The organism is Lawsonibacter hominis, assembly GCF_014287895.1.
Lineage (GTDB): Bacteria > Bacillota > Clostridia > Oscillospirales > Oscillospiraceae > Lawsonibacter_A > Lawsonibacter_A hominis.
The window spans coordinates 140,227-166,383 of the sequence record NZ_JACOPP010000003.1; the positions used below are offsets into that span (position 1 = coordinate 140,227).

28 protein-coding genes are annotated in these 26,157 nt (G+C 62.7%); 21 read left to right on the forward strand and 7 right to left on the reverse strand.

All coding sequences use genetic code 11. From position 1 onward, the window contains the following. The first annotated feature begins 1 nt into the window (after position 1). From H8S57_RS03705 to H8S57_RS03750, 10 genes are all read left to right on the forward strand, one after another. Positions 2-496 carry a V-type ATP synthase subunit K gene (locus tag H8S57_RS03705; protein ID WP_186906732.1) on the forward strand — a complete coding sequence of 165 codons (495 nt, stop codon included), beginning with the start codon at positions 2-4 and terminating at the stop codon, positions 494-496. A gap of 13 nt (positions 497-509) precedes the next feature. Next, positions 510-1,100: a V-type ATP synthase subunit E gene (locus H8S57_RS03710; RefSeq protein ID WP_186906733.1), complete on the forward strand. Its 591-nt coding sequence runs from the start codon at positions 510-512 to the stop codon at positions 1,098-1,100. A 30-nt stretch (positions 1,101-1,130) separates the two neighbouring features. Further along, the gene (locus H8S57_RS03715) at positions 1,131-2,129 is read left to right on the forward strand and encodes a V-type ATPase subunit (RefSeq protein ID WP_186906734.1); all 999 of its coding nucleotides are present in this window, start codon (positions 1,131-1,133) and stop codon (positions 2,127-2,129) included. Beyond that, on the forward strand, positions 2,122-2,442 hold the full coding sequence (locus tag H8S57_RS03720) for a V-type ATP synthase subunit F (protein WP_186906735.1): 321 nt from the start codon (positions 2,122-2,124) through the stop codon (positions 2,440-2,442). The genes H8S57_RS03715 and H8S57_RS03720 overlap by 8 nt, the downstream gene beginning before the upstream one ends. Before the next feature lie 137 nt (positions 2,443-2,579). Beyond that, positions 2,580-4,358, forward strand: a complete 1,779-nt coding sequence (locus tag H8S57_RS03725) for a V-type ATP synthase subunit A (RefSeq protein ID WP_186906736.1) — start codon at positions 2,580-2,582, stop codon at positions 4,356-4,358. Beyond that, positions 4,355-5,737, forward strand: a complete 1,383-nt coding sequence (locus H8S57_RS03730; protein ID WP_186906737.1) for a V-type ATP synthase subunit B — start codon at positions 4,355-4,357, stop codon at positions 5,735-5,737. Before H8S57_RS03725 ends, H8S57_RS03730 begins: the two co-directional genes overlap by 4 nt. A gap of 3 nt (positions 5,738-5,740) precedes the next feature. Then, positions 5,741-6,454 carry a V-type ATP synthase subunit D gene (locus H8S57_RS03735; RefSeq protein WP_186906738.1) on the forward strand — a complete coding sequence of 238 codons (714 nt, stop codon included), beginning with the start codon at positions 5,741-5,743 and terminating at the stop codon, positions 6,452-6,454. A gap of 131 nt (positions 6,455-6,585) precedes the next feature. After that, entirely contained in the window at positions 6,586-7,536 is a 951-nt protein-coding gene (locus tag H8S57_RS03740; protein WP_186906739.1) for a hypothetical protein, read from the forward strand. Between the two features lie 9 nt (positions 7,537-7,545). After that, a complete protein-coding gene (locus tag H8S57_RS03745) occupies positions 7,546-7,779 on the forward strand; it encodes a helix-turn-helix domain-containing protein (protein ID WP_186906740.1) in 234 nt (77 codons plus the stop codon). Continuing rightward, entirely contained in the window at positions 7,763-8,683 is a 921-nt protein-coding gene (locus H8S57_RS03750) for a hypothetical protein (RefSeq protein ID WP_186906741.1), read from the forward strand. The genes H8S57_RS03745 and H8S57_RS03750 overlap by 17 nt, the downstream gene beginning before the upstream one ends. Before the next feature lie 17 nt (positions 8,684-8,700). Here the strand turns inward: H8S57_RS03750 and H8S57_RS03755 are convergent, their stop codons facing one another. Next, on the reverse strand, positions 8,701-9,408 hold the full coding sequence (locus H8S57_RS03755; RefSeq protein WP_186906742.1) for a rubrerythrin: 708 nt from the start codon (positions 9,406-9,408) through the stop codon (positions 8,701-8,703). A gap of 163 nt (positions 9,409-9,571) precedes the next feature. Here H8S57_RS03755 and H8S57_RS03760 point away from each other — a divergent pair, with 163 nt between their 5' ends. The 3 genes from H8S57_RS03760 to H8S57_RS03770 are packed head-to-tail and all read left to right on the forward strand — an operon-like array spanning position 9,572 to position 11,623. After that, positions 9,572-10,312: an ABC transporter ATP-binding protein gene (locus H8S57_RS03760; RefSeq protein WP_186906743.1), complete on the forward strand. Its 741-nt coding sequence runs from the start codon at positions 9,572-9,574 to the stop codon at positions 10,310-10,312. Continuing rightward, positions 10,309-11,232, forward strand: coding sequence for a SufB/SufD family protein (locus tag H8S57_RS03765; protein WP_186906744.1), 924 nt, complete (start codon positions 10,309-10,311; stop codon positions 11,230-11,232). The genes H8S57_RS03760 and H8S57_RS03765 overlap by 4 nt, the downstream gene beginning before the upstream one ends. After that, positions 11,216-11,623, forward strand: coding sequence for a PaaI family thioesterase (locus H8S57_RS03770; protein ID WP_186906745.1), 408 nt, complete (start codon positions 11,216-11,218; stop codon positions 11,621-11,623). Before H8S57_RS03765 ends, H8S57_RS03770 begins: the two co-directional genes overlap by 17 nt. A 42-nt stretch (positions 11,624-11,665) precedes the next feature. On the opposite strand, the gene H8S57_RS03775 is transcribed toward H8S57_RS03770, so the two are convergent. Both H8S57_RS03775 and H8S57_RS03780 read right to left on the reverse strand, forming a co-directional pair. After that, entirely contained in the window at positions 11,666-12,094 is a 429-nt protein-coding gene (locus H8S57_RS03775; RefSeq protein ID WP_186906746.1) for a hypothetical protein, read from the reverse strand. A gap of 211 nt (positions 12,095-12,305) precedes the next feature. After that, positions 12,306-13,907 (reverse strand): peptide chain release factor 3, encoded by a 1,602-nt coding sequence (locus H8S57_RS03780; RefSeq protein ID WP_186906747.1) that lies wholly within the window; start codon positions 13,905-13,907, stop codon positions 12,306-12,308. Between the two features lie 941 nt (positions 13,908-14,848). Between H8S57_RS03780 and H8S57_RS03785 the strand changes: the two genes are divergently transcribed. The 8 genes from H8S57_RS03785 (at position 14,849) to H8S57_RS03820 (ending at position 23,348) form a co-directional block, all read left to right on the forward strand. Next, a complete protein-coding gene (locus tag H8S57_RS03785; RefSeq protein ID WP_186906748.1) occupies positions 14,849-15,994 on the forward strand; it encodes a TRAP transporter substrate-binding protein in 1,146 nt (381 codons plus the stop codon). Between the two features lie 77 nt (positions 15,995-16,071). Continuing rightward, complete coding sequence (locus H8S57_RS03790) at positions 16,072-16,587, forward strand: TRAP transporter small permease subunit (protein ID WP_186906749.1); 516 nt, start codon at positions 16,072-16,074, stop codon at positions 16,585-16,587. Then, positions 16,584-17,888, forward strand: coding sequence for a TRAP transporter large permease (locus tag H8S57_RS03795; RefSeq protein ID WP_186906750.1), 1,305 nt, complete (start codon positions 16,584-16,586; stop codon positions 17,886-17,888). The genes H8S57_RS03790 and H8S57_RS03795 overlap by 4 nt, the downstream gene beginning before the upstream one ends. A 30-nt stretch (positions 17,889-17,918) precedes the next feature. Further along, positions 17,919-19,187 (forward strand): NAD(P)/FAD-dependent oxidoreductase, encoded by a 1,269-nt coding sequence (locus H8S57_RS03800; RefSeq protein ID WP_186906751.1) that lies wholly within the window; start codon positions 17,919-17,921, stop codon positions 19,185-19,187. Continuing rightward, positions 19,184-21,319 (forward strand): molybdopterin-containing oxidoreductase family protein, encoded by a 2,136-nt coding sequence (locus tag H8S57_RS03805; protein WP_186906752.1) that lies wholly within the window; start codon positions 19,184-19,186, stop codon positions 21,317-21,319. Before H8S57_RS03800 ends, H8S57_RS03805 begins: the two co-directional genes overlap by 4 nt. Then, complete coding sequence (locus tag H8S57_RS03810) at positions 21,316-21,759, forward strand: 4Fe-4S dicluster domain-containing protein (RefSeq protein ID WP_186906753.1); 444 nt, start codon at positions 21,316-21,318, stop codon at positions 21,757-21,759. Before H8S57_RS03805 ends, H8S57_RS03810 begins: the two co-directional genes overlap by 4 nt. A gap of 86 nt (positions 21,760-21,845) precedes the next feature. Beyond that, positions 21,846-22,592, forward strand: a complete 747-nt coding sequence (locus tag H8S57_RS03815) for an IclR family transcriptional regulator (RefSeq protein ID WP_186906754.1) — start codon at positions 21,846-21,848, stop codon at positions 22,590-22,592. A gap of 36 nt (positions 22,593-22,628) precedes the next feature. After that, positions 22,629-23,348: an IclR family transcriptional regulator gene (locus H8S57_RS03820; protein ID WP_186906755.1), complete on the forward strand. Its 720-nt coding sequence runs from the start codon at positions 22,629-22,631 to the stop codon at positions 23,346-23,348. Between the two features lie 99 nt (positions 23,349-23,447). Here H8S57_RS03820 and selD read toward each other — a convergent pair whose 3' ends face one another. From selD to yedE, 4 genes are read right to left on the reverse strand one after another with little or no spacing between them, the layout of a single operon-like run. Beyond that, positions 23,448-24,488, reverse strand: coding sequence for a selenide, water dikinase SelD (gene selD, locus H8S57_RS03825; RefSeq protein ID WP_186906756.1), 1,041 nt, complete (start codon positions 24,486-24,488; stop codon positions 23,448-23,450). A gap of 14 nt (positions 24,489-24,502) precedes the next feature. Further along, complete coding sequence (locus tag H8S57_RS03830) at positions 24,503-24,748, reverse strand: putative Se/S carrier protein (protein ID WP_186906757.1); 246 nt, start codon at positions 24,746-24,748, stop codon at positions 24,503-24,505. Position 24,749: 1 nt separating this feature from the next. Continuing rightward, positions 24,750-24,956 carry a sulfurtransferase TusA family protein gene (locus tag H8S57_RS03835; RefSeq protein ID WP_186906758.1) on the reverse strand — a complete coding sequence of 69 codons (207 nt, stop codon included), beginning with the start codon at positions 24,954-24,956 and terminating at the stop codon, positions 24,750-24,752. Positions 24,957-24,971: 15 nt separating this feature from the next. After that, positions 24,972-26,060, reverse strand: coding sequence for a YedE family putative selenium transporter (yedE, locus tag H8S57_RS03840; RefSeq protein ID WP_186906759.1), 1,089 nt, complete (start codon positions 26,058-26,060; stop codon positions 24,972-24,974). Positions 26,061-26,157: the final 97 nt, after the last annotated feature.

Genomic DNA, 26,157 nt, shown 5'->3' on the forward strand with positions numbered 1-26,157 from the left:
CATGAATTTCGGTGAATTGATTGCCCAATACGGCGGCCCCTTCTTCGGGTTCCTGGGCGCGGCCCTTGCTGCGGGCCTTGCCTGCGTCGGTTCCGCCAAGGGTACCGGTATCGCCGGTGAGGCGGGCGCCGGCCTGCTGGCCGAGGACCCCTCCCAATTTTCCAAGTGCATGATCCTGCAGGTCATCCCCGGCACCCAGGGACTATACGGCCTGGTCATCGGCTTTCTGGCTTTGATGAAGATGGGCCTGTTTGCCGGAACCGTCGGTGAACTCACGGTGGCCAACGGCCTGTTGATCCTGGCCGCCTGCCTGCCCATGGCGCTGGGCGGCCTGCTGTCCGGCATCGCCCAGGGCCGGGTGGCCGCCGCCTCGGTCAACATCGTGGCCAAGAACCCCAACGACTGGTCCAAGGGCATGGTGCTGTGCATCATCGTGGAGTTCTATGCCATCCTCTCCCTGCTGATCTCCTTCCTGATGATCATGTTCGGCTTCTGAGCGGGGATACGCTATGGACGGAATCGAAAAAATCACCGGACGCATCGCGGAGGATGTGGGGCGGGAGATCGACGAGCTGACCGCCGAAGCCCGCCGCCAGGCCGACGAGATCGCCGCACGGTATGACGCGCAGGCAAAGCGCGAGTGCGAGGACATCCTGGCCCGAGGCCGGCGGAACGCCGACGAGCGGGTGGAGCGGCTGGCCAGCGTGGCCCAGCTGGAGTGCCGCAAGCTGGAGCTGGCGGCCAAGCAGGAGATGCTCTCCAGGGCCTACGACAAGGCGCTGGAGCAGCTGCTGAACCTGCCGGAGCAGGAGTACACAGCCCTGCTGGCCGACCTGGCGGTGAAGGCCGCCGTCACCGGCCGGGAGGCGGTCATCCTCTCCCAGAAGGACCGCACCCGCTATGGCAAGCAGGTGGTCACCGCGGCCAACGAGCGCCTGAACGGCGGCCGGCTCACCCTGTCCGAGCAGACCCGCCCCATCCAGGGCGGGGTGATCCTCAGCGACGGGGATGTGGAGGTCAATTGCAGCTTTGAGACCCTGGTGCGTCTCCAGCGGGGCGCGCTGGACCGCCCGGTCGCCCAGATCCTCTTCGGAGATTGACGCGCACTCCGGACGAATGGAGGCAATGTCTTGACTAAGATCAAAGATACCGACTACCTGACCATATCCACCCGCATCCGGGCCATGGAGAACAAGCTGCTCACCCGTGAGCGCATGGAGCGGATGCTGGAGGCCCATACGGACGACGAGGCCGTCAAGGTCCTTTCCGAGTGCGGTTACGGGGAGCTGACGGAGCTGACCCATACCGCCCTGGACGCCCTGCTGGCCCAGGCCAGGGCGGCGCTGTATCGGGAACTGCGCAGCGCGGTGCCCGATCCCGGGCTGGTGGAAGTGTTTCAGATGAAATACGACTACCACAACGCCAAGGTGCTGCTCAAGGCCCAGGCGGTGGGCGCGGAAGCCGACCGCCTCCTGTCCGGGGGGGGGCGCTGGAGCGCCGGCGCGGTGAAGGACGCGTTTCAGCGGGACAGCCTGCGGGACTTCACGGAGCCCTTTCGCCGCGCGGTGACGCAGGCGCAGGAGCTTCTGAACGCCGGGGGCGACCCCCAGCTGGCCGACTTTGTGCTGGACCGGGCCTATTTTGAGGAGATGCACGCCGCCGCGGAAGCGACCGGCAGCGCATTCCTCCAGGGCTACGTGCGCCTGCTCACCGACGCCACTAACCTGCGCTCCGCCGTACGCTCGGCCCGGATGGGGAAGGGAAGCGATTTTCTCCATCAGGTGCTCCTGAGCGGCGGCAGCGTGGATGCGCGTACCCTGGCCAGCCGCAAGGGAGGCGACCTGTCCGCCGCATTCCGGGCGGGAGCGCTCGCCGAGGCCGCCGCTCTGGGGGATTCCCTTTCCGCGGCCGGCAGCGGGGAATTGACCGCCTTTGAGCGCGCCTGCGACGACGCGGTTATGGCCTACCTGACCCGCGCCCGCCGCATCCCGTTTGGGGAGCAGGCAGTGGTGGGCTACCTGTACGCCAGGGAAAACGAGTTTACCGCCATCCGTACCATTCTCTCCGGCCGTATGGCCGGTCTGGACGCGGACACCATCCGGGAAAGGCTGCGTGAAGCCTATGTCTAACAGTGGATACAAGATCGCGGTCCTGGGCGACAAGGACAGCGTCCTGGGGTTCAAGGCGCTGGGCCTGGACGTCTTTCCGGCCGAGACGGCGGAGGAGGCCCGCAGGATCCTCCATACCCTGGCAAAGGAGGACTACGCGGTGATCTATCTTACCGAGCAGTATGCCGCCGGGATGCAGGCCGATGTGGACCGTTACAAGGATGAGCTGACCCCCGCGGTCATCCTCATCCCCGGCAAGGACGGCAGCCTGGGCATCGGTATGGCCAACGTGAAGAGCGCTGTGGAACGGGCTGTAGGCGCGGATATTCTATAGTCCGGGGGAGGATGCTTCTCCCTGGATACAAAACCGTCGCGCCGCCTGCGGCGGAAACTCCGGGAGGCGGGGTGCTTCGCAGGGGCGGGTGCCCGCACCCGCCCGCGCCCCCCGACGTGAAAGAAGGTTGAGTCAATTTGAGCGGAAAAATCGTCAAAGTCTCCGGCCCGCTGGTGGTGGCCACCGGGCTGAAGGACGCCAATATGGCCGACGTGGTCCGGGTGGGAGAGCAGCGCCTGATCGGTGAGATCCTCACCATGAACGGCGACGCCGCGTCCATCCAGGTCTATGAGGAGACCTCCGGCCTGGGCCCCGGCGCGGCGGTGGAGACCACCGGCGCGCCCATGTCCGTGGAGCTGGGCCCCGGTATCATCGAAAATATTTACGACGGTATCCAGCGTCCGCTGGAAGGCATCATGAAAAAGGCGGGGAGCAACAACCTGCCCCGCGGCGTAGAGGTGCCCGCCCTGGACCGGGAAAAGAAATGGCAGTTCGATGCCGTGGCCAAACCGGGCGACCAGGTCACCGGCGGCGATGTGCTGGGCACCGTGCAGGAGACCAGCGTGGTGCTCCATAAGATCATGGTTCCCCCCAACATGAGCGGAACCATCGAGTCCATCCAGTCCGGCACCTTCACGGTGCTGGATACGGTGGCCGTGCTGGTGGACGCAAACGGGGCGCGCCACGAGCTGACCATGGTGCAGAAGTGGCCCGTCCGTGTGGGGCGGCCCTACCGGCACAAGTACCCCCCCAGGACGCCCCTGCTCTCCGGCCAGCGGATCGTGGACGCCATGTTCCCCGTGGCCAAGGGCGGCACCGCCGCCATCCCCGGCCCCTTCGGCTCGGGCAAGACCGTCATGCAGCACCAGCTGGCCAAGTGGTCGGACGTGGATATCGTCATCTACATCGGCTGCGGCGAGCGCGGCAATGAGATGACCGACGTGCTGCGGGAGTTTCCCGAACTGGTGGACCCGCGTACCGGCGAGTCCCTGATGAAGCGGACGGTGCTCATCGCCAACACCTCCGACATGCCCGTGGCCGCCCGTGAGGCGTCGATCTACACCGGCATCACCATCGCCGAGTATTTCCGGGACATGGGCTATGATGTGGCCGTCATCGCCGACTCCACCTCCCGCTGGGCCGAGGCCCTGCGCGAGATGTCCGGCCGCCTGGAGGAGATGCCCGGCGAAGAGGGCTACCCCGCCTATCTGTCCTCCCGCCTGGCCCAGTTCTACGAACGGGCCGGCATGGTGGCGTGCATCGGCTCTGACGCCGGCCGCCGGGGTTCCCTGACCGCCGTGGGCGCGGTCTCCCCCCCGGGCGGCGACCTGAGCGAACCCGTGAGCCAGGCTACCATGCGCATCGTCAAGGTGTTCTGGGCGCTGGATTCCTCGCTGGCCTACCGCCGCCATTTCCCCGCCATCAACTGGCTCAATTCCTATTCCCTGTATCTGGACTCCCTCAAGCCCTGGTATGACGAGCACCTGGGCAAGCAGTTCATGATCAATCGCGATAAGTCCATGTCCATCCTTCAGGAGGAGGCCAGCCTCAACGAGATCGTGCAGCTGGTGGGCAAGGACTCCCTCTCCGCCGCCGACCAGCTGACCCTGGAGACGGCCAAGATGCTGCGGGAGGACTTCCTCCAGCAGAACGGCTTTCTGGAGGTGGACTGGTACTCCAGCTATGACCGGCAGGACAAGATGCTGGGCATGATCCTGGAGTATGACCGGCTCTGCCGCGCCGCCATCGAGAAGGGCGCCAGGGTGGCCGACCTGTTCGAGATCCCCTTCCGGGAAAAGATGGGCCGGGCCAAGAGCGTACCCGACAGCGAATATCCCGCCGTTTATGCGGACATGGCCCGCGAGATGGCCGAGCAGATCGAAGCGGCCGCCGCCAAGGGAGGTGCTGAGGAATGATCCGTGAATACCGTACCATACAGGAGATCAACGGCCCCCTGATGGTGGTGCGCAAGGTCTCCGGCGTCACCTATGACGAGCTGGGCGAGATCGAGCTGCCCGACGGCAGCACCCGCCGCTGCCAGGTGCTGGAGGTCAACGGCGACAACGCCGTTGTGCAGCTGTTCGAGGCATCTGCCGGCATCAACCTGGCCGAGTCCAAGATCCGTTTTCTGGGCCACCCGCTGGAGCTGGGCGTATCCGGCGACATGCTGGGGCGGGTGTTCAACGGCATGGGCCGTCCCATCGACGGCGGACCGGAGATCCTGGCCGAGGAGTTCCGGGACATCAACGGCCTGCCCATGAACCCGGCCGCCCGGGACTACCCCAACGAGTTTATTCAGACCGGCATTTCCACCATCGACGGCCTGAACACCCTGGTGCGCGGACAGAAGCTGCCCATTTTCTCCGGCTCCGGCCTGCCGCACGCGGCCCTGGCGGCCCAGATCGCCCGCCAGGCCAAGGTGCTGGGGGACGACGCGGGCAATTTCGCCGTGGTCTTCGCCGCCATCGGCATCACCTTTGAGGAGTCCAACTTCTTCGTGGAGGAGTTCCGCCGTACCGGCGCCATCGACCGCACCGTGCTCTTTACCAACCTGGCCAACGACCCCGCTGTGGAGCGTATCGCCACACCCCGCATGGCCCTCACCGCCGCGGAATATCTGGCCTTTGAGAAGGGCATGCACGTACTGGTCATCATGACCGATATCACCAACTACGCCGAGGCCCTGCGCGAGGTGTCGGCGGCCAAGAAGGAAGTCCCCGGCCGCCGCGGCTATCCGGGCTATCTGTACACCAACCTGGCCACCATTTACGAGCGGGCCGGCCGTCAGCTGGGCAAGAGCGGCTCCATCACCCTCATCCCCATTCTCACCATGCCCGAGGACGACAAGACCCACCCCATCCCCGACCTGACCGGGTATATCACCGAGGGGCAGATCATCCTCAGCCGCGAGCTCTACCGCAAGGGCGTCAATCCCCCGGTGGACGTGCTGCCCTCCCTGTCCCGCCTGAAGGACAAGGGCGTGGGCCCCGGTAAGACCCGGGAGGATCACGCGGGGACCATGAACCAGCTCTTTGCCGCCTATTCCACCGGCAAGGAGAACAAGGAACTCATGTCCATCCTGGGCGAGGCGGCCCTGTCCCCCACCGACCTTTTGTACGCCCGGTTTGCCGACGAGTTTGAAAAGCGCTATGTCTCCCAGGGCACCGACGAAAACCGCTCGATCGAAGAGACGCTGGACCTGGGCTGGGAGCTGCTTTCCATCCTCCCGAAGGCGGAGCTCAAACGCATCAAGCCGGAGCTGATCGACAAATACCTCCCGAAAAAGGAGGGGTAAGTCATGCCCGCAATTAACGTAAACCCCACCCGGCAGGAGCTGACCCGGCTGAAGGGCCGGCTCAAGACCTCGATCCGGGGCCATAAGCTGCTCAAAGACAAGCGGGATGAGCTGATGAAGCAGTTTATGGACGTCGTGCGGGAGAACCGGGCGCTCCGCGCCAAGGTGGAGGCGGCCCTGATCCGGGCCCACGGCTCCTTCACCGTGGCCTCGGCGGTCATGTCCTCCGAGATGCTGGAGCAGTCCCTGCTCTACCCCAAACAGAGCGTGGAGTTGGACATGACCTTCCAGAACGTCATGTCCGTGAACGTGCCCGTCTATCAGTTCAAGACCAAGAGCGACGACGCCGGGGAGATCTATCCCTACGGCTTTGCCACCACTTCGGGCGAACTGGACGACGCGGTGGACGCCCTTTCCGGAATCTTTCAGGATATGCTGCGCCTGGCCCAGATCGAAAAGACCTCCCAGCTGCTGGCGGAGGAGATCGAGAAGACCCGGCGGCGCGTCAACGCGCTGGAGTATGTGAAGATCCCTCAGATGCAGGAGGCCATCAAGTATATCTCCATGAAGCTGGATGAAAACGAACGCTCTTCCACGATCCGACTGATGAAGGTCAAGGATATGCTTCTCAAGGAAGCCATTGAGGAGAAGCGGGAGGAGGACGCCAGGGCCGTGGAGGCCTTTGGCGGCCGCCTGGACGATCCGGAGAGCATCTGATCCAGCAAAAGGCCCCCATCCATGACTTGGATGGGGGCCTTTTGGCGTCAAAAAAATGATTGACAAACGATAATAGTTCCGCTAAACTGAAAAAGAAATTATTGCAAAACGATAATTTGGAGGGAGAGCACATGACAAAACGGGAGGCGCTCCTGTTGACCGCGGCGGCCGCGCTGGGAGCGGTGCTGGCCGGCCTGACGGAGTGGGGGATGGGACTGCGGGCCGGGCTGGGCTTGATTGACGGCATTGGGGATGGCCTGCGCGCGCTCTCCGGACTGGGATACGCCGGAAATCTGGCCGCCTGGGCCATCTGCCTGGCGGCGGCAGGACTGCCGTTGGGATGGCTGTGGTATCAGCGGCGCAGGCGCAGGCTGTACTGGGAGGACGCGCTGCTGCTGCTGCTGGCCGCCCAGCTTCTGTACAGCCTCTACCGGCTTGCCAATCGGGCCGCCCTGATCGGACAGGAGACGTTGGATCTCACCGGCGTTTGGGCGCTGGCGGCGGGGGGCGCCCTGTTTGCCACCCTGGCCGGATACGCGGTGCTCCGTCTGCTGCGGCGCCTGGAGAAGGAGGCGGGGCTGTCCCGCTTGTTCCGGGGCCTGCTGACCGGCGCGGCGGCGCTGCTGGTGTTCCTGGCCGTATGGGGGGCGCTGAGCGGCTTTCTGGCCCAGGCCGCGGCGGTGACCGCGGGCAACACCGGCGATCCGGCGGGGGCGGCGCGCACCAACGGAGTTGGCGCTGTCCTGACGCTGCTGGGGCTGACGCCCAGCTTCCTGGGGGCGGCGGTACTCCTGTGGGGCGCCCGGCTGGCCCGGGCACTGGAGCGGGAGCCCTTCGGGGCGGAGACGGTGGAGCTTTGCCGGATCACCGCGGAGCGCTGCCGCCGGACGGCCCAATGCGCCATCCTCCTGTGCGTGGGCGGCAACCTGCTCCAGCTGCTCCTGCTGCCCCAGCTGCGGAAGGTCTCGTTTACCATGACCCTGCCGTTGGTGAGCGTGGCGCTCTCAGCGGCGCTCTTTCTGCTGTGCCGCTACTTTCAACAGGGCAAGGCTATCCACGACGACAACCAGAGCATTATTTAAGGGCGCGCCATGGCCATACGGGTATCTCTGAGCGATGTGCTCAAGGCGCGGGGCATGACGGCCAAGGAGCTGTGCGCCAAGGTCGGCATCACCGAGGCAAACCTTTCCATCCTGCGCAGCGGGAAGGCAAGCGGCGTGCGGTTCCATACCATCAACCGCATTTGTTATTACCTGGACTGTGACGTGGGCGATATTCTGCATTTTGACGGAAGATTGGAGGAGGATGATGAAACGGATGGGTAGGCGCCTGGCGCTGCTTGCGGCGGCCGCGGCGGTGCTGGCGGCTCTGGGGACCGTGCCGCTGGCCGCGCCGGGGCCGGAGGGGCAGGCGGACCGCTTTGTGGGCTTCCATGTGGCGTTCGGTGCAAGGCAGACCCCTTATGACGACGGCAGCTGGACGGAATACGGCAGTCAGACGCTGGATACCGGGCGCTTTGGGGCGCTGTCGTTCCCGCGCAGCGTGCTGTTCGGGGTGTACGACGCGGAGCGGGGCCGGTATGACTTCCCCGGTCTGGAGGGGCGTAACTGCTTCCTCTATCAGAGTGTGGAGGAAAACGGAGACCTGGTGAACAGCAGCAGCGTGGAGCTGGCGCATCCGAACATGGCCTACAAGTCGACGGACCAGGGGGAGGAGGAAACCATCTCCGGCACCGTTTATTTCCGGGCGGGAGAGGAAGAGCGCTTTGTTACCCTCTACCGGGTGTATCAGACGGAGGACGGGCGCCTCTATCTGGACGGCAGCGGCAACAGCTACGGCGGGGCGGGCGGCATGACCGTCACGGAACATTGGCAGCAGAGCGTAACGGAGAACGGCGAGACGCACAGCACCTCCTTCTCCGTGGAGGTCTCCCTGCAGGCCGTTCAGCCGCTGCAGACGGTAACGGTCACCCAGTACGGCGGCTCGGACGAACCGCTGGCGGCCTGCGTGCTGGACGGAAGCCGGGCGGAGGAGTCGATATCCCTTCTGCCGCAGACCCAGTGGGTGCTGGTGGCCGAGCGGGACGAGGACGGCGGCGTGAAACGCACCGTCTACGACCTTGCCCCGGAAGGCGGGCCGCTGATGCATACGGCGTGGTTTTTGGATGAGGCGGGTCTGGGCCGTCCGGTTTTCCTTACCATCGGAGTGCAGGCTGAGGGGCGGGTGTGACACCCGCCCCTACCGTGCTACAGCTGCTCCAGAATGCCGCGCAGCAGCCAGGCGTGGGCGTTTTCATCCCCGGCCAGCTCCAGATAGAGCTCCCGCAGACAGGGGTCTCCGGTCTCCTCCGCCGCGGCCAGATAGGAGAGCTCGCCCCGCTGCTCTTCCGCAAAGCGTTCCCGCAGGGCGGCGGGAAAGGCGCAGGCAAGGGCGGCGGCCGGACGCTCCACCGGCCAGTAGCGCACGCCGGAGATCAGGAAATACGCGGTGGACAAACGCTTGGCGTGGCGGCGCTCGTCTGCGGCCATCGTGGAGAGGACCTTGCCGCCGGTGCCTGTGGCCCGCCGGGAGAGAAGCTGATACGTCCGCCAGTCGGCCAGTTCGTGGTCTATGTACTGCTGGAGCTGGGCGCCGTATACGGCCGAGGCCGCGCCCAGACAGGGTACGTCGTGTTCCGGCGCGCAGCCGGACTCCTCCTGGGGCATGGGCATGGGCATGGCGGGGCGCATGGCCGGAACGGACAGGACCCCGGGCGCGGCGGCGGTGGCCGCAGGGCCTTCCGGGAGGGACGCGGCTTCTGCCGCGGGCTGGGCGGCGGCTGCTTCATCCAGCACGAAGGGGCAGTCGGGCCGATCCTCCGGCATGACCCGCCGCCAGACCCGCTCAAAGACCTCCCGGTCGCAGGGGTAGTCCGGGGAATCGGGCGGGGTGCAGGGCAGTTTATCTTGTTCCATGGATTTGCCTCCTAATCTGCATAGAATCTAAGCCATACTATGCGCCATCCGGACCGGATGCCCCGGAGGAGGCCGGGAAACGGCGGACATACTTGTTTTTTCCGGATGGGCATGTTACAATATTTAATCACGGAAATCACCATGTACAAAGGAGCAACGGCTTATGTTGGAAATCAAGGGCCTCAGCTACCAGGTGGAGGGGGAGTCCGGCCAGGAACTGGGCATCCTCAACGACGTTTCCCTGACGGTGGAGGACTACAAGCTGGTGGTCATCACCGGCCCCAACGGGGGCGGCAAGACCACCTTGGCCAAGGCGATTATGGGCCTGGTGCAGCCCACGGGGGGAAGCATCCTCTGGAACGGCGCCGATATCACGCAGATGGATATCACCGGCCGGGCGCGGCTGGGGATCAGTTACGGCTTCCAGCAGCCTCCGCGGTTCAAAGGGCTGAAGGTCAAGGACCTGCTGGCGCTGGCGGCGGGCAGCGACTCCCTCACCCGGGAGGAGGGCTGCCAGTACTTGACCAAGGTGGGCCTGTGCGCGCACGACTATATCGACCGGGAGGTGGACGCATCCCTCTCCGGCGGCGAGGTCAAACGCATTGAGATCGCCACCATTCTGGCCCGCAAGGCCGGGCTGATGATCTTCGACGAGCCGGAGGCGGGCATTGATCTGTGGTCCTTCGCCAAGCTGACCGAGACCTTCCAGGCCATCCACCGGCGGCGGGAAGCCACCCTGCTCATCATCTCCCATCAGGAGCGGATCATCAATCTGGCGGATGAGATCGTGATGATCAGCGACGGCCGGGTGAGCAAATACGGGCCCAAGGAAGAAATATTCCCTCAGATCCTGGCCAACACCCTGTCCGGGTGCAGCTATATGACGGAGGGGGCGGCACAGTGAATCACACCGATTGGAAACTCCTGAAGGAGATCGCGGAGTTGGAGAAGACCCCTCAGGGGGCCTACAACATCCGCCGCAACGGGCAGCTGGACTCCCGCGCGAGCACCGCCAATATCGAGATCACCACCAAGACCGAGCCGGACAAGCCGGGCATCGATATCCGCATCAAGTCCGGTACCCGGAACGAGTCGGTCCACATCCCGGTCATCATTACCCAGACCGGTATGTCCGAGATGGTATATAACGACTTTTTCATCGGAGAGGACTGCGACGTGGACATCGTGGCCGGCTGCGGCATCCACAATACCGGCTGTGAGACCAGCCAGCACGATGGGGAGCATACCTTTTACGTGGGGAAGAATTCCAAAGTCCGCTATGTGGAGCGCCACTACGGCGAGGGACCGGGCACGGGAAAGCGCGTCATGAATCCCCGGACGGTGGTATATCTGGAAGAAGGGGCGTCCATCCACATGGAGACCACCCAGATCCGGGGCGTGGACTCCACCAAGCGGGAGACCAAGGTCGTGGCTGCCAGGGGAGCCGAGGTCGTCATTACGGAAAAACTGCTGACCCACGGCGACCAGACCGCCGAGAGCGATATGGAGATCATTCTGGACGGAGCGGACGCCAACGGACGGGTCATCTCCCGCTCCGTGGCCCAGGACGGCTCCAGACAGGTATTTTATCCCAGGATGACCGGCAATGCAAAGTGCTTTGGTCACGTGCAGTGTGATTCCATCATCATGGGGCAGGCCAAAATTTCCTCCATCCCGGCCATTGTGGCCAACAGCGTAGACGCCCAGCTGATCCATGAGGCGGCCATCGGCCGCATTGCGGGAGATCAGATCCTCAAGCTTATGACTCTGGGCCTGACGGAGCAGGAGGCAGAGGAGAAGATACTCGATGGATTTTTACAGTAAGCTGCTGGAGCGGGTCAATCAAGCGGGCACGTTTTCCACCAACAGCCGTATTTGTGTCACAAGGATCGAGCAGGGCTGCGCCGAGGGCGTCCTGCATGCGGACGAGAGCAGCCTGAACCCCAACGGTATCGTCCACGGGGGCTGCCTGGTCACCCTGGCGGACACCGTAGCGGGCTGTGCCGCCCACGGGCTGGGCGGACAGTATGTCACCCTGAGCAGCAACCTGAATTTCCTCGCGCCTGCTCAGAAGGGGGAGGTCCGCTGTGCCGCCGAGGTCCGGAAGGCGGGGCGCACGATCGTGGTGTGCGACGTAACCATCACCGACGCGGCCGGGAAACCGCTGGCCTGCGGGAGCTTCACCTTCTTCCGGGTGGGAGAGCTGCCGAACTAGGATACCAGGGGGACAGGATTTCCTGTCCCCCTTTTGCACCGCTTAAACGGGCAGGTCGCCGCTCTCTTCCAAAGCGGGCTGGCATCGCTGCAAAAAGAGCAGATCGTCCAGCCGCAGCAGGGCGGCCGCCAGGACCAGCACAGAGGCGCACAGGTTGGCGGCGGCTGATTTTCGGGCGACGGGGTCGTCGCCCTGGGAAGCCTGCTGCCAGGCGTTCAGAGCCAGACACAGGAAAAAGCCCAGGGCGCCGATTACCAGGGCGCTGGCGCAGCAGCGGATCGGAAAGACCGGCGGCAGCGCCGCCGCGGCCTGCGTGTTTCCGGCCAGCGTATCTGCCAGTTGGCGGCGCTGTATCCCAACGGCGGCGTAGGACAGCACGACGGAAAGAATGATGAACAGCAGAAACAGCAAAGAGGCGTCCACTGTTTTTAATTGGCTGCAGAGTGTCTGCCGCGAATTGGTCTCCTGCATGCAAAGCCCTCCTTTTATTCCAGTCTATCCGCCGACGGCGGAAGAGGTGCGCAAAACAGGGCCCCGGCATCCAGTTGGATGCCGGGGCCCTGTTTTGCCCGCTTTAGCGACTTTCGCGGGGCGAAAGTCGGCGTCGTTTCGGCGCTGGCCTCACCATGCCCTTTTAGGGCTTGTTCAAGCCACGCGTTTCACGCGTGGTCTTGGCTTGCATTCAGGCGATCCCGCCGCCAAATTCATAGAAGGTCAGATCCCGGTTCCGCTCCTGGGTCCAGCCGATGGCCCATTGAGACCCGAACAGCAGCAGCTGATTGCCCTTATAGTCCTCCACCAGCTTTACGTCGGTGCCCAGGATGAGGTCCTCCTCCTTCACCGGCTCGCCGTCCGCGCTCCGGATCCAGCGCAGATATTCGTAGGGCAGACCCTCCATATAGAGTTCCACATTGTACTCGTTCTTTAAGCGGTACTCCAGCACGTCGAACTGAAGGGTGCCCACCACCCCCACGATGACCTCTTCCATGCCGGTATAGGGCGTTTTGAAGATCTGGATGGCGCCCTCCTGGGCGATCTGCTCCATGCCCTTCAAAAACTGCTTGCGCTTCATGGTGTCCAGACTGCGCACCCGGCGGAAATGCTCGGGGGCAAAGGTGGGGATGGGGTCGAACCGGAATTTTTTACCCGGAGCGCACAGGGTATCTCCGATGGAGAAGATGCCCGGGTCGAACACGCCGATGATATCGCCGGCGTAGGCCTCCTCAATGATCTCCCGTTCGGCGGCCATGAGCTGCTGGGGCCGGGAAAGGCGGATCTTCTTACCGGCCTGGACATGGTAGACCTCTTTGTCCGCGTCGAACCGGCCGGATACCACCCGCAGGAAGGCGATGCGGTCCCGGTGGGCTTTGTTCATGTTGGCCTGGATCTTGAAGACGAAGGCGGAGAAGTCGTCGTCCATGCAGTCGACCACCAGTTCTCCGGCCGTTCGGGGCAGCGGAGCGGTAGTCATGCGCAGGAACTCCTCCAGAAACGGCTCCACGCCGAAGTTGGTGAGAGCGGAGCCAAAGAACACGGGAGAGAGCTTGCCGTGGCGCACGCGCTCCAGGTCGAACTCCGCCGCCGCGCCGTCCAGCAGCTCGATGTCGTCGGAGAGCTGGGCGTGCAGCCGCGGCCCGATGAGCGCGTCCAGGTTGGGATCGTCCAGAAGCACTTCCGTGGCGGTGGCCGCCTTGGCGCCGCCGTTGGAGGTGAAGTGGATGATCTCGCCCCTGCCCCGGTCATAGACGCCCTGAAATTCCTTGCCGCAGCCGATGGGCCAGTTGACCGGGTAGGTTTCCAGACCGAGCTCCTTTTCCAGCTCCTCGCACAGCTCAAAGGGATCCCGGGCTTCCCGGTCCATTTTGTTTATAAATGTGAAAATGGGGATGTCCCGCATGGCGCAGACCTTAAAGAGCTTGCGGGTCTGGGCCTCCACACCCTTGGCGGCGTCAATGACCATTACGGCGGAATCGGCGGCCATCAGGGTGCGGTAGGTGTCCTCGGAGAAGTCCTGGTGGCCGGGGGTATCCAGAATATTGATGCAGAAGCCCTCGTACTGGAACTGCATTACCGAGGAGGTGACGGAGATGCCGCGCTGCTTCTCGATCTCCATCCAGTCGGAGGTGGCGGCGCGGGAATTCTTCTTGCCCTTGACGATACCGGCCTGGGCAATGGCCCCGCCGTAGAGCAGGAATTTTTCCGTCAGCGTGGTCTTGCCCGCGTCCGGATGGCTGATGATGGCAAAGGTGCGGCGGCGATTGATTTCGGATTGATACTGAGACATAGCGGATAACCTCCAGAACAGGGCGCGGGGCCGGGATCAGCCCACGCGCCGATTGGCACGCAGATGGGGCGGTTTGCTGCCTTGGGCGTGTAAGAACGCACAGGGAGATTGAGAAGAGCGCCCTTATGGGGGCGTAACGGCAAAAGCGCAGCGGCAGCTGCGCTCGGATTTACAGCGCGGCATGGGATCCCCTCCGGACCGGTTGATGCCGAAAAACGGCCACATCCCCCCGGACGTGGTCAATTCAGGCGCAATATATCCGTATTATATCCGAAAAGAGCGCGTCTGTCAAAAAATACTGCACCGTGGGGGAATGGCTGCCCTTCTCTCAGATAGCGCGGGGCAGCAGGTCCGCTGGGCGGGGTGTGACGCTGGCAGCGGCAGGGCCTTCCCGCCCAAGCTGCGCTGCAGCTCCATGGGCAGTATCCCCCTGGGGGACGGTCAAGCGGAAGACAGGAAAAGGACCGGAGACAGCGTTGGTTGGCGCGGCGGAGAAGTGGAAGCGGGAAAACCGAGGGCCACCGGATGCACGACTTGATCCGGGCCCTGTGTGCCGGGCCGTGTTGTGCGCGCGGTTCCGCACTTGCAGCGGAATAAGGTTCAGCCGGTTCAGAACGGGAGCCCTCCCGGCGGGGCGGGACTTTTTTGTGGCAAAAAAGAGTGAAATCAGACGGCTTCTTTTGCTGCAATAGAGAAGCAGCGCGAAAAAGAGGAGAGTAGTGCAAAATATCTATTTTGTGGGTAGAAAATTGTGGTTTCCCTGTTGACATGCTGAGGGGAATATGCTATAAATTATTTGAACAAAATAATTATTTCATTCAAATAGATAAAATATCGAAAAAATAAAAAATATAAATTTTAAGCTGTTTGTTAATATCGTTCTGAAGCCAGAAGGATATTTACAATAGAAGGAATGGAAACGACTTGTAGAGGAGGATGTTATGAAAACGATCGGTAAGAGAAGTCTCGCCCTGTTCCTGTTGTTGACCCTTTTGGCGGCGCTGGGCGGCTGCGGTGGACAGACGTCGGGGGAAAGCGGCACGCCTGCGCCGCAGACCGGCGCACCGGCAGCCGAAAGCGGCGCGCCTTCGGGAGAGCAGCCGGATCCTATGACGCTGACCTTTGCGACGCATTTGCCTGAGACCGGTGTGGACGGCGCCTCGCTGAAATACTTCTTTGAAGAAGTATCCAAGGAGACCGGCGGCCTGCTTACGTTTGAGTACTATTTTGCAGGGTCCCTGGTCAGCGCCACCGATTCCCTGACGTCCGTATCCGAGGGCTTGACGGACATCGCCTTTGTCCCGGAGGGATTTTTCGAGACGCAGTTCTATCCCACGTTCGTGGCCACCATCCCCTATACGACCACGTCCGAGTGGGTGACCAACAAGGCCCTGTATGAGATGTTCCAGACCTACGCCCCCTTCCGGGAGATGTGCGCCGCTCAGAACGTGGTGAACTTGGGCGTCGTGGCCCCCAGCGAGCTGGCCATGTGCTCGAACCTGAAGATTGAGTCCCTGAACGATCTGACGGGCCTGAAGATCCGGGCCATGGGCGCGGTCAATGCGGATATGACCAAGCTGGGCGCGACCCCCGTGGCCATGGCCGCCAACGAGATCTATGAGGCCCTGGAGCGCAAGACCGTGGACGCCGCCACCGGGATCCCCGTCACCCTGGCGGTCTCCTACAAGCTCCAGGAGATCAGCGACTACTTTATCTATACCGGCTACGGCATGTACACCACCTCCAGCATCTACATGAATAAGGCGGTCTATGACAAGCTGCCCGAGGCCTATAAGCAGGCCTTCCAGACGGTCTATGAGCGCTTCGTGGACGAGTATTCCAGCGAAACGTGGATGGGCGGGGCCATCAAGGACTCCATCCAGGCCATTGAAGATGCCGGCGGCGAAGTGATCGTCCTCCCCAAGGAGGAGCGGGACAAGTGGGCGGAAAAGCTGGCAGTAGACGCCCAGGAGTTTGTGGATACCGCTACCTCTTACGGGTATAACGGCCAGGAGATCCTGGACACCTATCAGGCACTGGTGGCCAAGTATGCTCCGGACGATATCGCCTATCAGGTCTACGAGTGACCGCAGCCTGCGGCGGATCCGGCGGGAGACTCCCAAAGGGGTCTCCCGCCCTTTTAAAAGACGGAAGGAGCGACTGTATGAAACTTTTGCGGAAGGTACCCGATTTCTTCGGACTTCTGTCGGCGTTGCTGATCGCACTGATCTGGATCATCATGACGGCGGAGCTGGTGGCGCGCAATGTGTTCCACTCCCCCATCCTTGGGGTGAGCGAGATCGCCATCTATCTGTATGTGACGGCGGCCTATTTCGGTTTTTCCTATACCCAGAAGGAAAAAGGACACATTTGTGTGGAGCTGCTGTATGACCGGCTGGGGCAGCAGACCAGGCGGGTCGTTGACGTAATCGCCTATCTGCTGTGCGACGCACTGTTTCTCTGCTTTGCCGTGTGCATCTGGCGGGCATTTGGAGAATCCTGGGCGATCAAGGAGATCCAGCTCTCCGCCATGAAAATGCCGGTGTATGTGCTGAAGTTTACTATCGCCCTAGGGATCACCGCCATGCTGCTGCAGCTGATCCTGGATACTGTGGATGCCGTAAAGCTCGCTCTGGGCCAAGGCGGAAATAACGGCCTGATGGAGGAGGAAAAGTTATGAATCCTTTGCTGATCGGACTGATTGCGCTGGTGGCGCTGATCGTACTGATGCTGCTGCGGGTCCCCATCGGGATCTCCATGTTTATCGTAGGGGCCGGAGGACTGCTGCTGACCAAGGGGACGGTACTGGCCAACTACGCCCTGGCCACCACGCCGGTCAGCGCCATTTCCTCCTTTACGCTGGTGGCCATCCCCATGTTTATCCTAATGGGAAACCTGGCCAACGAGGCGGGAATTACCACCGAGCTGTACGATACCGGCTATAAGCTGCTGGGCCGGCTTCCCGGCGGGCTTGGCATGGCTACGGTGTTCGCCTGCGCGGGCTTTGCCGCCACCACCGGTTCCTCCGTGGGCATGGTGGCCGCCATGACCCGCATCGCACTGCCGGAGATGGACCGCTATGGGTATGACCGCCGTCTCAGCCTGGGCACCATTGCCGGCGCAGGCACCCTGGGCATTCTGATCCCGCCCTCCATCCCGGCGGTGATGTACGCCATCACCACCGAGCAGTCCGTGGGCCGCATCCTGTTGGGCGGCGTACTCCCCGGCGTCATCATGGCGGTGGCCATGCTGGCCTATCTGGGCATCCGCTGCGCCATCAACCCAAAGCTCGCTCCCGTGTCCTCGAAAAAGGTCCCCCTGCGGGAAAAACTGCGTTCACTCAAGGGCATCTGGGCGATCGTGGTATTGTTCGGCGGCGTGATCGGCTCCATCTATCTGGGCATCGCCACCGCTACCGAGGCCGCTGCGGTGGGCTGCCTGGGCGCCGTCGTGATCGCGGCCATCAAGAAGAATCTGAGCTGGAAGGGGATCAGATCCGCCCTGGTGGACACCGTGAAGATGACCTGCATGATCATGCTGATCTCGGTCGGCGCGGCGGTGTTCCAGCTCTTCCTGACCCGATGCGGGTTTGCGTCTGCCTTCTCCAATCTGTTTATCGGCTCTCAGATGCCGATGATGGCTACCATAATCCTGATGCTGCTGGTCTACATCCCTCTGGGCATGTTCTTCGACACCATGGGTATGATCCTGCTGACCATCCCCATCTTCTACCCCATCATGAGCAACTTGGGCGTGGATCCCATCTGGTTTGGCGTCATGGTCATCATTATGATCCAGGTCAGCCTGCTCTCCCCGCCCGTGGGCCTGAACGTCTACGTGCTGAAGGGCTGCGTCCCGGACGCGTCTCTGGGCCAGATTTTCCGGGCCTCTGCACCGTGGATGGGCATACAGCTTGTCGTGGTGGCGCTGCTGCTGCTTTTCCCGGGGCTGGTGACCTGGCTGCCCAACCTGATGAAATAGGAGCCGCAAATCCGGAAAGGAAGCGTTTGAATGGAGCGTTTTGCAATCGTAGGGTTCGGCTGCGCAGGCTGCCATGCACTCAAGGCACTCCGCGCGGCCGGCTGCAGCGCGGCGGTAGATGTGTACAGCGATACCGGGCTGCCGCCCTATAACCCGATGCTGACTACTTATTACGTGAAGGGGAAGATCCCCTATGAAGCTATGTTTCCCTTCGGAAGCATGGAGCAGCTGAAACAGGAGCTCTCCTTTACGCTGTTTGACCAATGCACGGCGGCCTCCATCGACGCCGGGGCCAGGACCCTCCGGCGGACAGACGGGACGGTGCAAACCTATGACAAGATCCTGGTATCCACCGGCGCGCGGGCCTTCGTGCCGCCGGTGGGCACGCTGCCCGACGAGAGGATCTTTTCCATGCGCTCGGTGGAGGACGCGGTGCGGCTCAAGGAAGCCTTGGCGGGGGGAACGCTCCGGCGGGTACTGGTCGTAGGTGCCTCCATGGTGGGCATCAAGATCGTGGAACTGCTGGAGGAGCGGGGCATCGAGGTGGTGCTTTCCGATCTGGCGCCCCACATTTTTCCGACCGCCGCCTTTGCGGAGACCAGCCGGCGGATCGAGGGCGAGCTCCGGGAAAGGGGGATCGTCCTGCGCTTTGGGGAAAAGACCACCGGGGCCTGCGAACAGGACGGCCGGGCGGAGGTGAGCTTCTCCGGCGGGGATCGGGAGATCGTGGACGCAGTCGTGGTCTGCATCGGCACCCGGACCGCCTTGGACTGCCTTGCGCCGGAGCAGGTGGAGATCGACCGGGGCGTTGTGGTGGACGAGCATATGCAAACCAGCGTGCCGGACCTGTTTGCGGCGGGGGATTGCTGTCAGGGCCGCGACCTCTCCATCGAGGGGACCCGCCTCATCGGCCTGTGGGCCAACGCGGTGTGTCAGGGAGAGACGGCCGGGAAAAACATGGCCGGACTGGATGCGGCCTATCCCGGCAACCTGCTTCACAACATCACCCACTTTATGGATATGGACTTTGTCTCCTTTGGAGACAAGAGCCTGCCGGGTGAGCGGCGGGTCTTCGTGGACAAGGGACGGCAGTACGCCGAGGCCACCATTTCGGACGGCCGGGTCCGCTGTATCAACCTGCTGAATCTGTTCAAAAACAGCGGCGCCGTAAAAAATTACATGCTGCGGGCCCTGTACCGGCACGATACGCCCGCGGATGCGCAGATGAAGGCCGTTCTCCTGAAAAGCGGCCTTCCCCGGGAGCTGACGGAACTGCTGATGGGAGGGGAAGGAACATGACGGAACTGGAGCGCCTGCAAGAGGCGAAGATCCCCTGCAAGGAGACCGGGATCGAGGTCAAACACACGTTTTGTTCCGTATGCGAGCCGCTGTTTCACTGCGGAATCGACGCGTATGTGAAGGACGGCCGGGTCGTCAAGATCGAGGGAACGCCGGACTATCCGGTCAGCAATGGGAACCTGTGCCCCAAGGGGCATGCCAACCGGCAGTATATCTACCGCGCCGACCGCATTCAAACGCCGCTGCGCCGGACGGGTCCCCGGGGCAGCGGCCAGTTCGAGGAGATCTCCTGGGAGGAGGCTTACCGGGAGATCGCTGCGCGGCTGAAGCAGCTCAAAGCGGCCTATGGGCCGGAGTCGGTGCTGTTCTATTCCGGCTACGCCAAATGGTACCGCTCTTTCCTCCAGCGGCTGGCCCATTCCTTCGGCTCCCCCAACTTCGGGTCGGAGTCCTCCACCTGTCACATGGCCACAGTGGAGGCGTGGAAGGATATGGTCGGCACCTTTTCCGCCTACGACGTGCAAAACGCAGCCACCTTCATGGCCTGGGCGGTCAATCCCTACCACTCCAAACCGACTCAGCTGCGGCAGCTCTATGAGGTGAAGGAGCGGGGGCAGAAGATCGTGGTCATTGACCCGCGGGTCACCCCCATGACCACCAAGCTGGCCGACCTGCACCTGCGTATCCGGCCGGGCACCGACGGAGCCCTGGCGCTGGGCATGGGGAAGCTTATCATCGACAACGGCTGGGTGGATCGGGATTATGTGGAGCACCATGTCCACGGGTTCGAGGCATACGCCGGCTACGTCCGGCAGTTTGACTTGAAGCGGGTCTGTGAGATTACCGGCCTGGCGGCAAAGGACGTCGAGCGGGCCACGGAGTGGTATGCCACCAATAAGCCCTCCTGCATCAGCCAGAGCGGCGCGCCCATCGTCCATCACCGCAACGGCTACCAGACCTTCCGCGCCATTATGAGCCTGAGTGCCATTACCGGCAACTACGACGTAAAAGGCGGCAATTTTCCCATCGGGGAGACCTATTCCCACCAGTGGGCCGGGTTTCAGACCCGGGAGCATGAATTCACTCATGCCACCAAGCCGAAGGATGCCCCGCCCCGCATCGGCGACAGGCGCTTTCCGCTGTGGGAGCACTTTATGGACGAGGGGCAGATGACCGACCTGACCCGGCAGATCCGGGAGGGGACGCCCTATCCCGTCAAGGCTGTCATGGCCTTCGGCCTCAACCACCGTATGTTCCCCGAGCCCCACAAGATCCTGGAGGCGGTGGACGAGCTGGAATTTGTCATGAGCGCGGAGCTGTTTATGACGGACATGTGCCGCCACTCCGATATTGTCCTGCCCGTGTGCACATCCTTTGAGCGGGAGGAATTCAAAGTGTATCCCGGCGGCTTTGCCACCTATATCAAACCGGTCATCGCGCCGCTCTATTCCGCCCGGCCGGATTCCACCATCATCAAGGAGCTGGCCGACGTTCTGGACCTGGACGACCCGCTGCTGCGCTCGGGCTATGAAAACTGTGTGCGCTGGATGCTCTCAGACTGTGCCCTCAGCCTGGACGACTGCATCCGGGAGGACCGGCCGGTCAGGGTGCCTGACGCCCGGCCTTATGAGCCGGGCGCCTATACCGCGCGGGGATACGATACCCCCACCGGGAAATTTGAACTCTATTCCACCAGCATCGAGCGGTACGCCCCTGGATTGAGCCCGCTGCCTACCTATACGCCCCCCTGGGACCGGGCGGAGCCGGAGGAGTATCCCATGGTGCTGTCGGTGGGCGCGCGGCTCCCCTTCGCGCTGCACAGCCGGATGCACGAGGTACCCTGGACCCGCTCCCTCCGCCCCGATCCCATGGCCGACCTGAACGATGGGGACGCCGCGGCCCTGGGCGTGGGCGAGGGGGACTGGATCACCATCGAGAGTACCGCCGGGACTCTTGCGGTACGGGCCAACCCCACCGCGCGGATCCTGCCAGGGTGCCTTCAGATGTATCACGGCTACCGGGAAGCGGATGCCAACGAGCTGGTAGGCAGCGTCCATCTGGACCCCTATTCGGGCTATCCGGGCTATAACTGCGTCCGCTGCCGCATCCGGAAGGGAGGCGGAAAAGCATGAAGCTGCGTCTGCTGCTGGAAATCGAAAAGTGCTCTGCCTGCGGGGCCTGCGCTGTGGCCTGTATGGATCAGCACGATATCGACGTGGAGGCCGGGGTGTGCCCTCTGCGGCATATCTATGACGTAGAGGCGCTGGGACGGGAGGGCTACTTGTCCGTGTCCTGCATGCACTGCGATGATGCGCCCTGTATCGCGGGGTGTCCCTCCGGATGCCTGAAAAAGGATCCGGAGACCAACCTGACCATATATGACAATACCAACTGCATCGGCTGCCACAGCTGCGCCATGGCCTGCCCGTATGGAGCGCCCTCATTCGGGACCGACGGTAAGATGATCAAATGCGACGGCTGTATCGAGCGCTGGCGGCACGGTCTGGAACCCGCCTGCGTACGGACCTGCCCCACCGGCGCGATCGCGCTGCGGGATATGGATGAGGCATAAGCGCATCAGGCTCCGGGGGTCTCGCCTCCCTTGCTTTTTGGGCGTTTCTTGTGATAAAATCTTGGAAATAGAAAGGGAGGGAGCATATGGCAGCTTCCAATGAAAGCACCTTGCAGAGGACCTTCTCTGTGGTCGAATATCTGAGCAGGGAGAAGCGCAAAGTTCCCCTCCAGGAACTGGCCGGGGCGCTTTGCCTGACAAGCGCCGCCGCGCACCGGCTCCTGAACGGCCTGATGGAACTGGGGTATGTGGATCAGGATGAAAACAAGCGGTATTATCTGACCTATAAGGTCTATAAAGTGGCCGGCAAGTCCCTCAACCGGGATAACTTTCTGCAGGATATGATCCCCTATATGAATTACTTTGCCATGCGCTACGGCTGCGAGGTGGGGCTGACGGTCTTCGCGGACGACACCATCATCCACGTCCTGAATGTAGGGAGGAACATTAATTTGGGAAAGGACTGCCTGCGGCCCGGACAGGTGTTTCCGCTCTACTGCTCCGCGCCGGGCAAGGCTTTTCTGGCGCAGATGGCGCCGGACGCGCTCAGCCGCTGGATCGAAGAGAGCGCGCTGCTGCCGCATACCATACGGACCATCATTGACAAGCAGCAGCTCTATCAGGAAATCCGGAGGACCCGGGATCAGGGCTACGGCGTCAGCGAAGGCGAGCTGTATGATATCGTATACGCAGTGGCGTTCCCCATTCACGATCAGAGCGGGGCTGCGATCGGGACCTTCAATTTCCGTATGCTGCCGGAGACCTATCAGGAAAACATGTGCAGCACCTTCACGGAAGATGTCCAGAGGGCGCTGGAGAATTTTGGGCTGTAGGGACGGCGGTGAAATATGAACAGTAATGAGGACTCCATGCAGAAGATTTTTTCTGTGATCGAGTACATGAGCGATATGGGGCGGAAGCTCTCCATCCAGGAGATATCGGCGGCGCTGGACATGTCCACCGCCACAGTCCACCGTATCCTGACCGGGCTGAAGGGCCTGGGGTACGTGGAACAGCATACGAATAAGCAGTATTATCTGACGTACAAGCTGTATGCCCTGTCCGGCGATGTCATCAACCGGGACGGCGCCATCGACCGGATCATCCCCATCATGAATTACTTTTCCATGCGGTATGGCTGTGAGGTGGGACTGACGGTATTCGACGGGGCGTCCATCATCCACATCATCAGTGTGGGAGAAAACATCAGCTTTGGGATGCAGCCTACGCCGGGGCAGGTCTGTCCAGTGTATTGTACCGCCGCCGGGAAATTCCATCTGGCCCAGATGGAACAGGACGCGCTGATGGAGTGGATCGCAAAGGCGCGTATCGTCCCCCATACCCGCAATACGATCATCGACCGGGACGAGCTGCTGCAGGAGATCGTGCGCACCCGAAGCCAGGGATACGGCGTAGCGGTGGGCGAGCTTTATGATATGCTGGCCTCGGTGGCCTTTCCCATTCGTGACGGAGGCAGGCGCATTACGGGGACCATCAACCTGAACTTTTCCGTGGAGAAGTTCCGAACCCAGATGAGCCAGACGTTTGTCCAAGAGGTGGAAGAGGCGCTCAAGCGGTTCGGCGTATAAGGGAAACGCGGTACGGTTTCAAACAAAAGCGGGGTATGCGCACACGCGCATACCCCGCTTTGGAGTTGATGGGAAAACAGCCGGCCGGACCGCGCGGCCCTATTCGTCCAGATAGATCCACTGTTCCAGCCGCTCGGTCACGGAACCGATGATCGCGGCCTGTGGGATCTGCTCGCGCAGCTCATCCAGGCAGGCCTGCGCCTGGTCTTCCGGAAGAGCCATCAGCAGTCCGCCGCTGGTCTGAGGGTCGTACAGGATGTCCTGCATGGCACGGCTGACGCCGGCGCCTGCGGCCACACCGCGGGCGGCATAGTCCCGGTTGCGGTAGGCCCCGGCAGGGATGAGGCCCATTTCAGCCAGCGGATAGGCCTCGGCGTGGAAGGGAACCTGGCTGGTCCTGATGTGGATGGAGCAGCCGCTCCCCTGCGCCATTTCAAAGCTGTGGCCCAGCAGGGCGAAGCCGGTGACGTCCGTACAGCTGTGGACCGGATAACGGACCATGATGTCCCGGGCCGTTTTGTTCAGCGTGGCCATCTGCCGCCAGACGCGCTCCAGAACCGGCTGCTCCACCAGATCCGCCTTGGCGGCCGTGGTCAGAATGCCCACGCCCAAGGGCTTGGTGAGGATCAGCGCGTCCCCGGGCCGGGCGCCGCAGTTTTTCAGGACCGCCTTGGGGTGCACAAAGCCGGATACGGCCAGTCCGTAAATGGGCTCTGCGCCGTGGATCGTGTGCCCGCCGGTGATGATGGCCCCCGCCTCATAGGCCTTGGCGTAGCCTCCCCGCAGGATCTCCTGCACGGTGGCGGCCTCCATCCGCTCCGGAATACACATGATGTTCAGGGCCAGCTTGGGTTCCGCGCCCATGGCGTAGACGTCGCTCATGGCATTGGCCGCCGCGATCTGCCCGTAAAGGAACGGATCGTCCACAATGGGGGGAAAAAAGTCGGTGGTCTGGACCAACGCCACCGTATCGCTGATGGCGTAGACGCTGGCGTCGTCGCTCTTGTCGTAGCCCACGATCAGGCGGGGGTCCTGATGGGTCTCAAACCCCTCCAGCATCCGCACCAGCGTGCCTGCGCCGACTTTGGCGCCGCAGCCGGCGCAGGCGGCCAGCTTGGTCAGTTTTACTTCCGTTTCCATCCGCGCACTTCCTTTCAGCTGTTCTCCGCGCGATAGCAGGTGCGGTAGCCCGCCTCCAGCACCTGCACGATCTGTTCGACCTCCTCGGGGCAGGACGGCTCCGGGCAGGGCGCGTCTCCTTCCCAGCGCACGCAGGTGCCGCAGCTGCTGCTCAGATCCCGGGGCACCGGCATGAGCGTGGCCGCCATTCCATGGAGCTGGCACAGCTTCTTATAGCGGATGGCGCCAAAATGGGAATAAAAGGTGGCGATATAGGTCATCTCACTTGACGATGGAAAGGGTATATTCCCCGTCCTGCTCCGTGCAGGTGACATGATACCCCTGATGCTCCGCGTAACGGGTCACATTTTCCCGGGAGGCCGGGTTGTCCACGAGGATCTGATAGGCTTGCTCTCCCGCGGCCATGGCGTTGCGCAGCAGGACGACGGGTTCCGGGCACGAAAGGCCGCGGGCATCCAGTGTTTTCATAAGCGCTCTCTCCTTTTATGCGTCTTTTTTCCGAAAGGTGTTGAGGCACGCGATGGCGCACACAACGGCAATGCCCAGGATCACCGCGATCTTGCCGTTGGCGGTGGGGCCTTCGCCGCTGGAAGCCAGGCCGAAGTTATGGGCAAAGGCCGCTCCGGCCATGAGCCCGATCACGGTCATGGCGCTGTCCGTGTTCCCCTCGCCCGAGAGGACCAGCTGGCGCAGGGGACAGCCCCCCAGCAGGACGCAGCCGAAGCCGGCCAGCAGCATGCCCAAAAAGTTCCACAGCCCGTCGGTGTGGGCCACGGGCTGCCCCGCCAGGCTCAGGTGGAAATAGGTGTCCGGCGTGGCCGCGTTCAGGATCAGATTGCACGCCAGGGCGCTGACCAGAATGGCGACAAAGCCCAGGATCAGTTTGGTCTCCCGGAACAGGACCAGATCCCGGATGCCGCCCACCATGCACAGGCGGGTCCTCTGCGCCAGCGCGCCGACGATCAGTCCGGCGGCAAGGCTGATCAAAATGGCCGCGTGTTTGGCGCCGGGTCCGCCGCCGGACTGGGTAAAGCGGAGCAGGGAGGGCGCGGCCACCAGCAGGACCAGCAGGACGACCTGGATGCAGGCAAACAGTCTTCCCTCCAGGACGGGGAGGCGGTAGGTGCGCTTGAGGGTGTAGCCGCGCTTCAGGAAGAACACTCCCGCCAGGATGCCGCAGACAAACCCGGCCAGACCGAACAGCGCGTTCAGGTCGCCGCCGGCCAGGCGCAGGATCATGCGGAAGGGGCAGCCCAGAAACATCAGGCAGCCGATCATCACAAAAACACCCAGAACGAACCGGGTCAGCGGGGCGCTGCCGCCCCGGGCGGAAAGCTCCTTCTTTCCCAGCGCCAGCAGGAAGCTGCCCAATACCAGCCCGATGATCTCCGGCCGGATGTACTGCACCGCCGCGGCGGAGTGGAGCCCCAGCGCGCCGGCGGTATCCCGCAGGAAGCAGGCGATGCAGAAGCCCATGTTGGCCGGATTCCCGAAGAACACCAGCAGGGAGGCAATGATTCCGATCACTGCTCCGGCCAAAAGAATGGAGGTCTTTTCCTTTCTAAGGTCCATATGCAATCCCCTCTCAAACGATTTGGTTGCCGTCTGTGGGCCGGGGCGGGCCCCGTGGCTGCGGGCGGGACAGGCGTCCGGCTTGGCCCAGAACCGG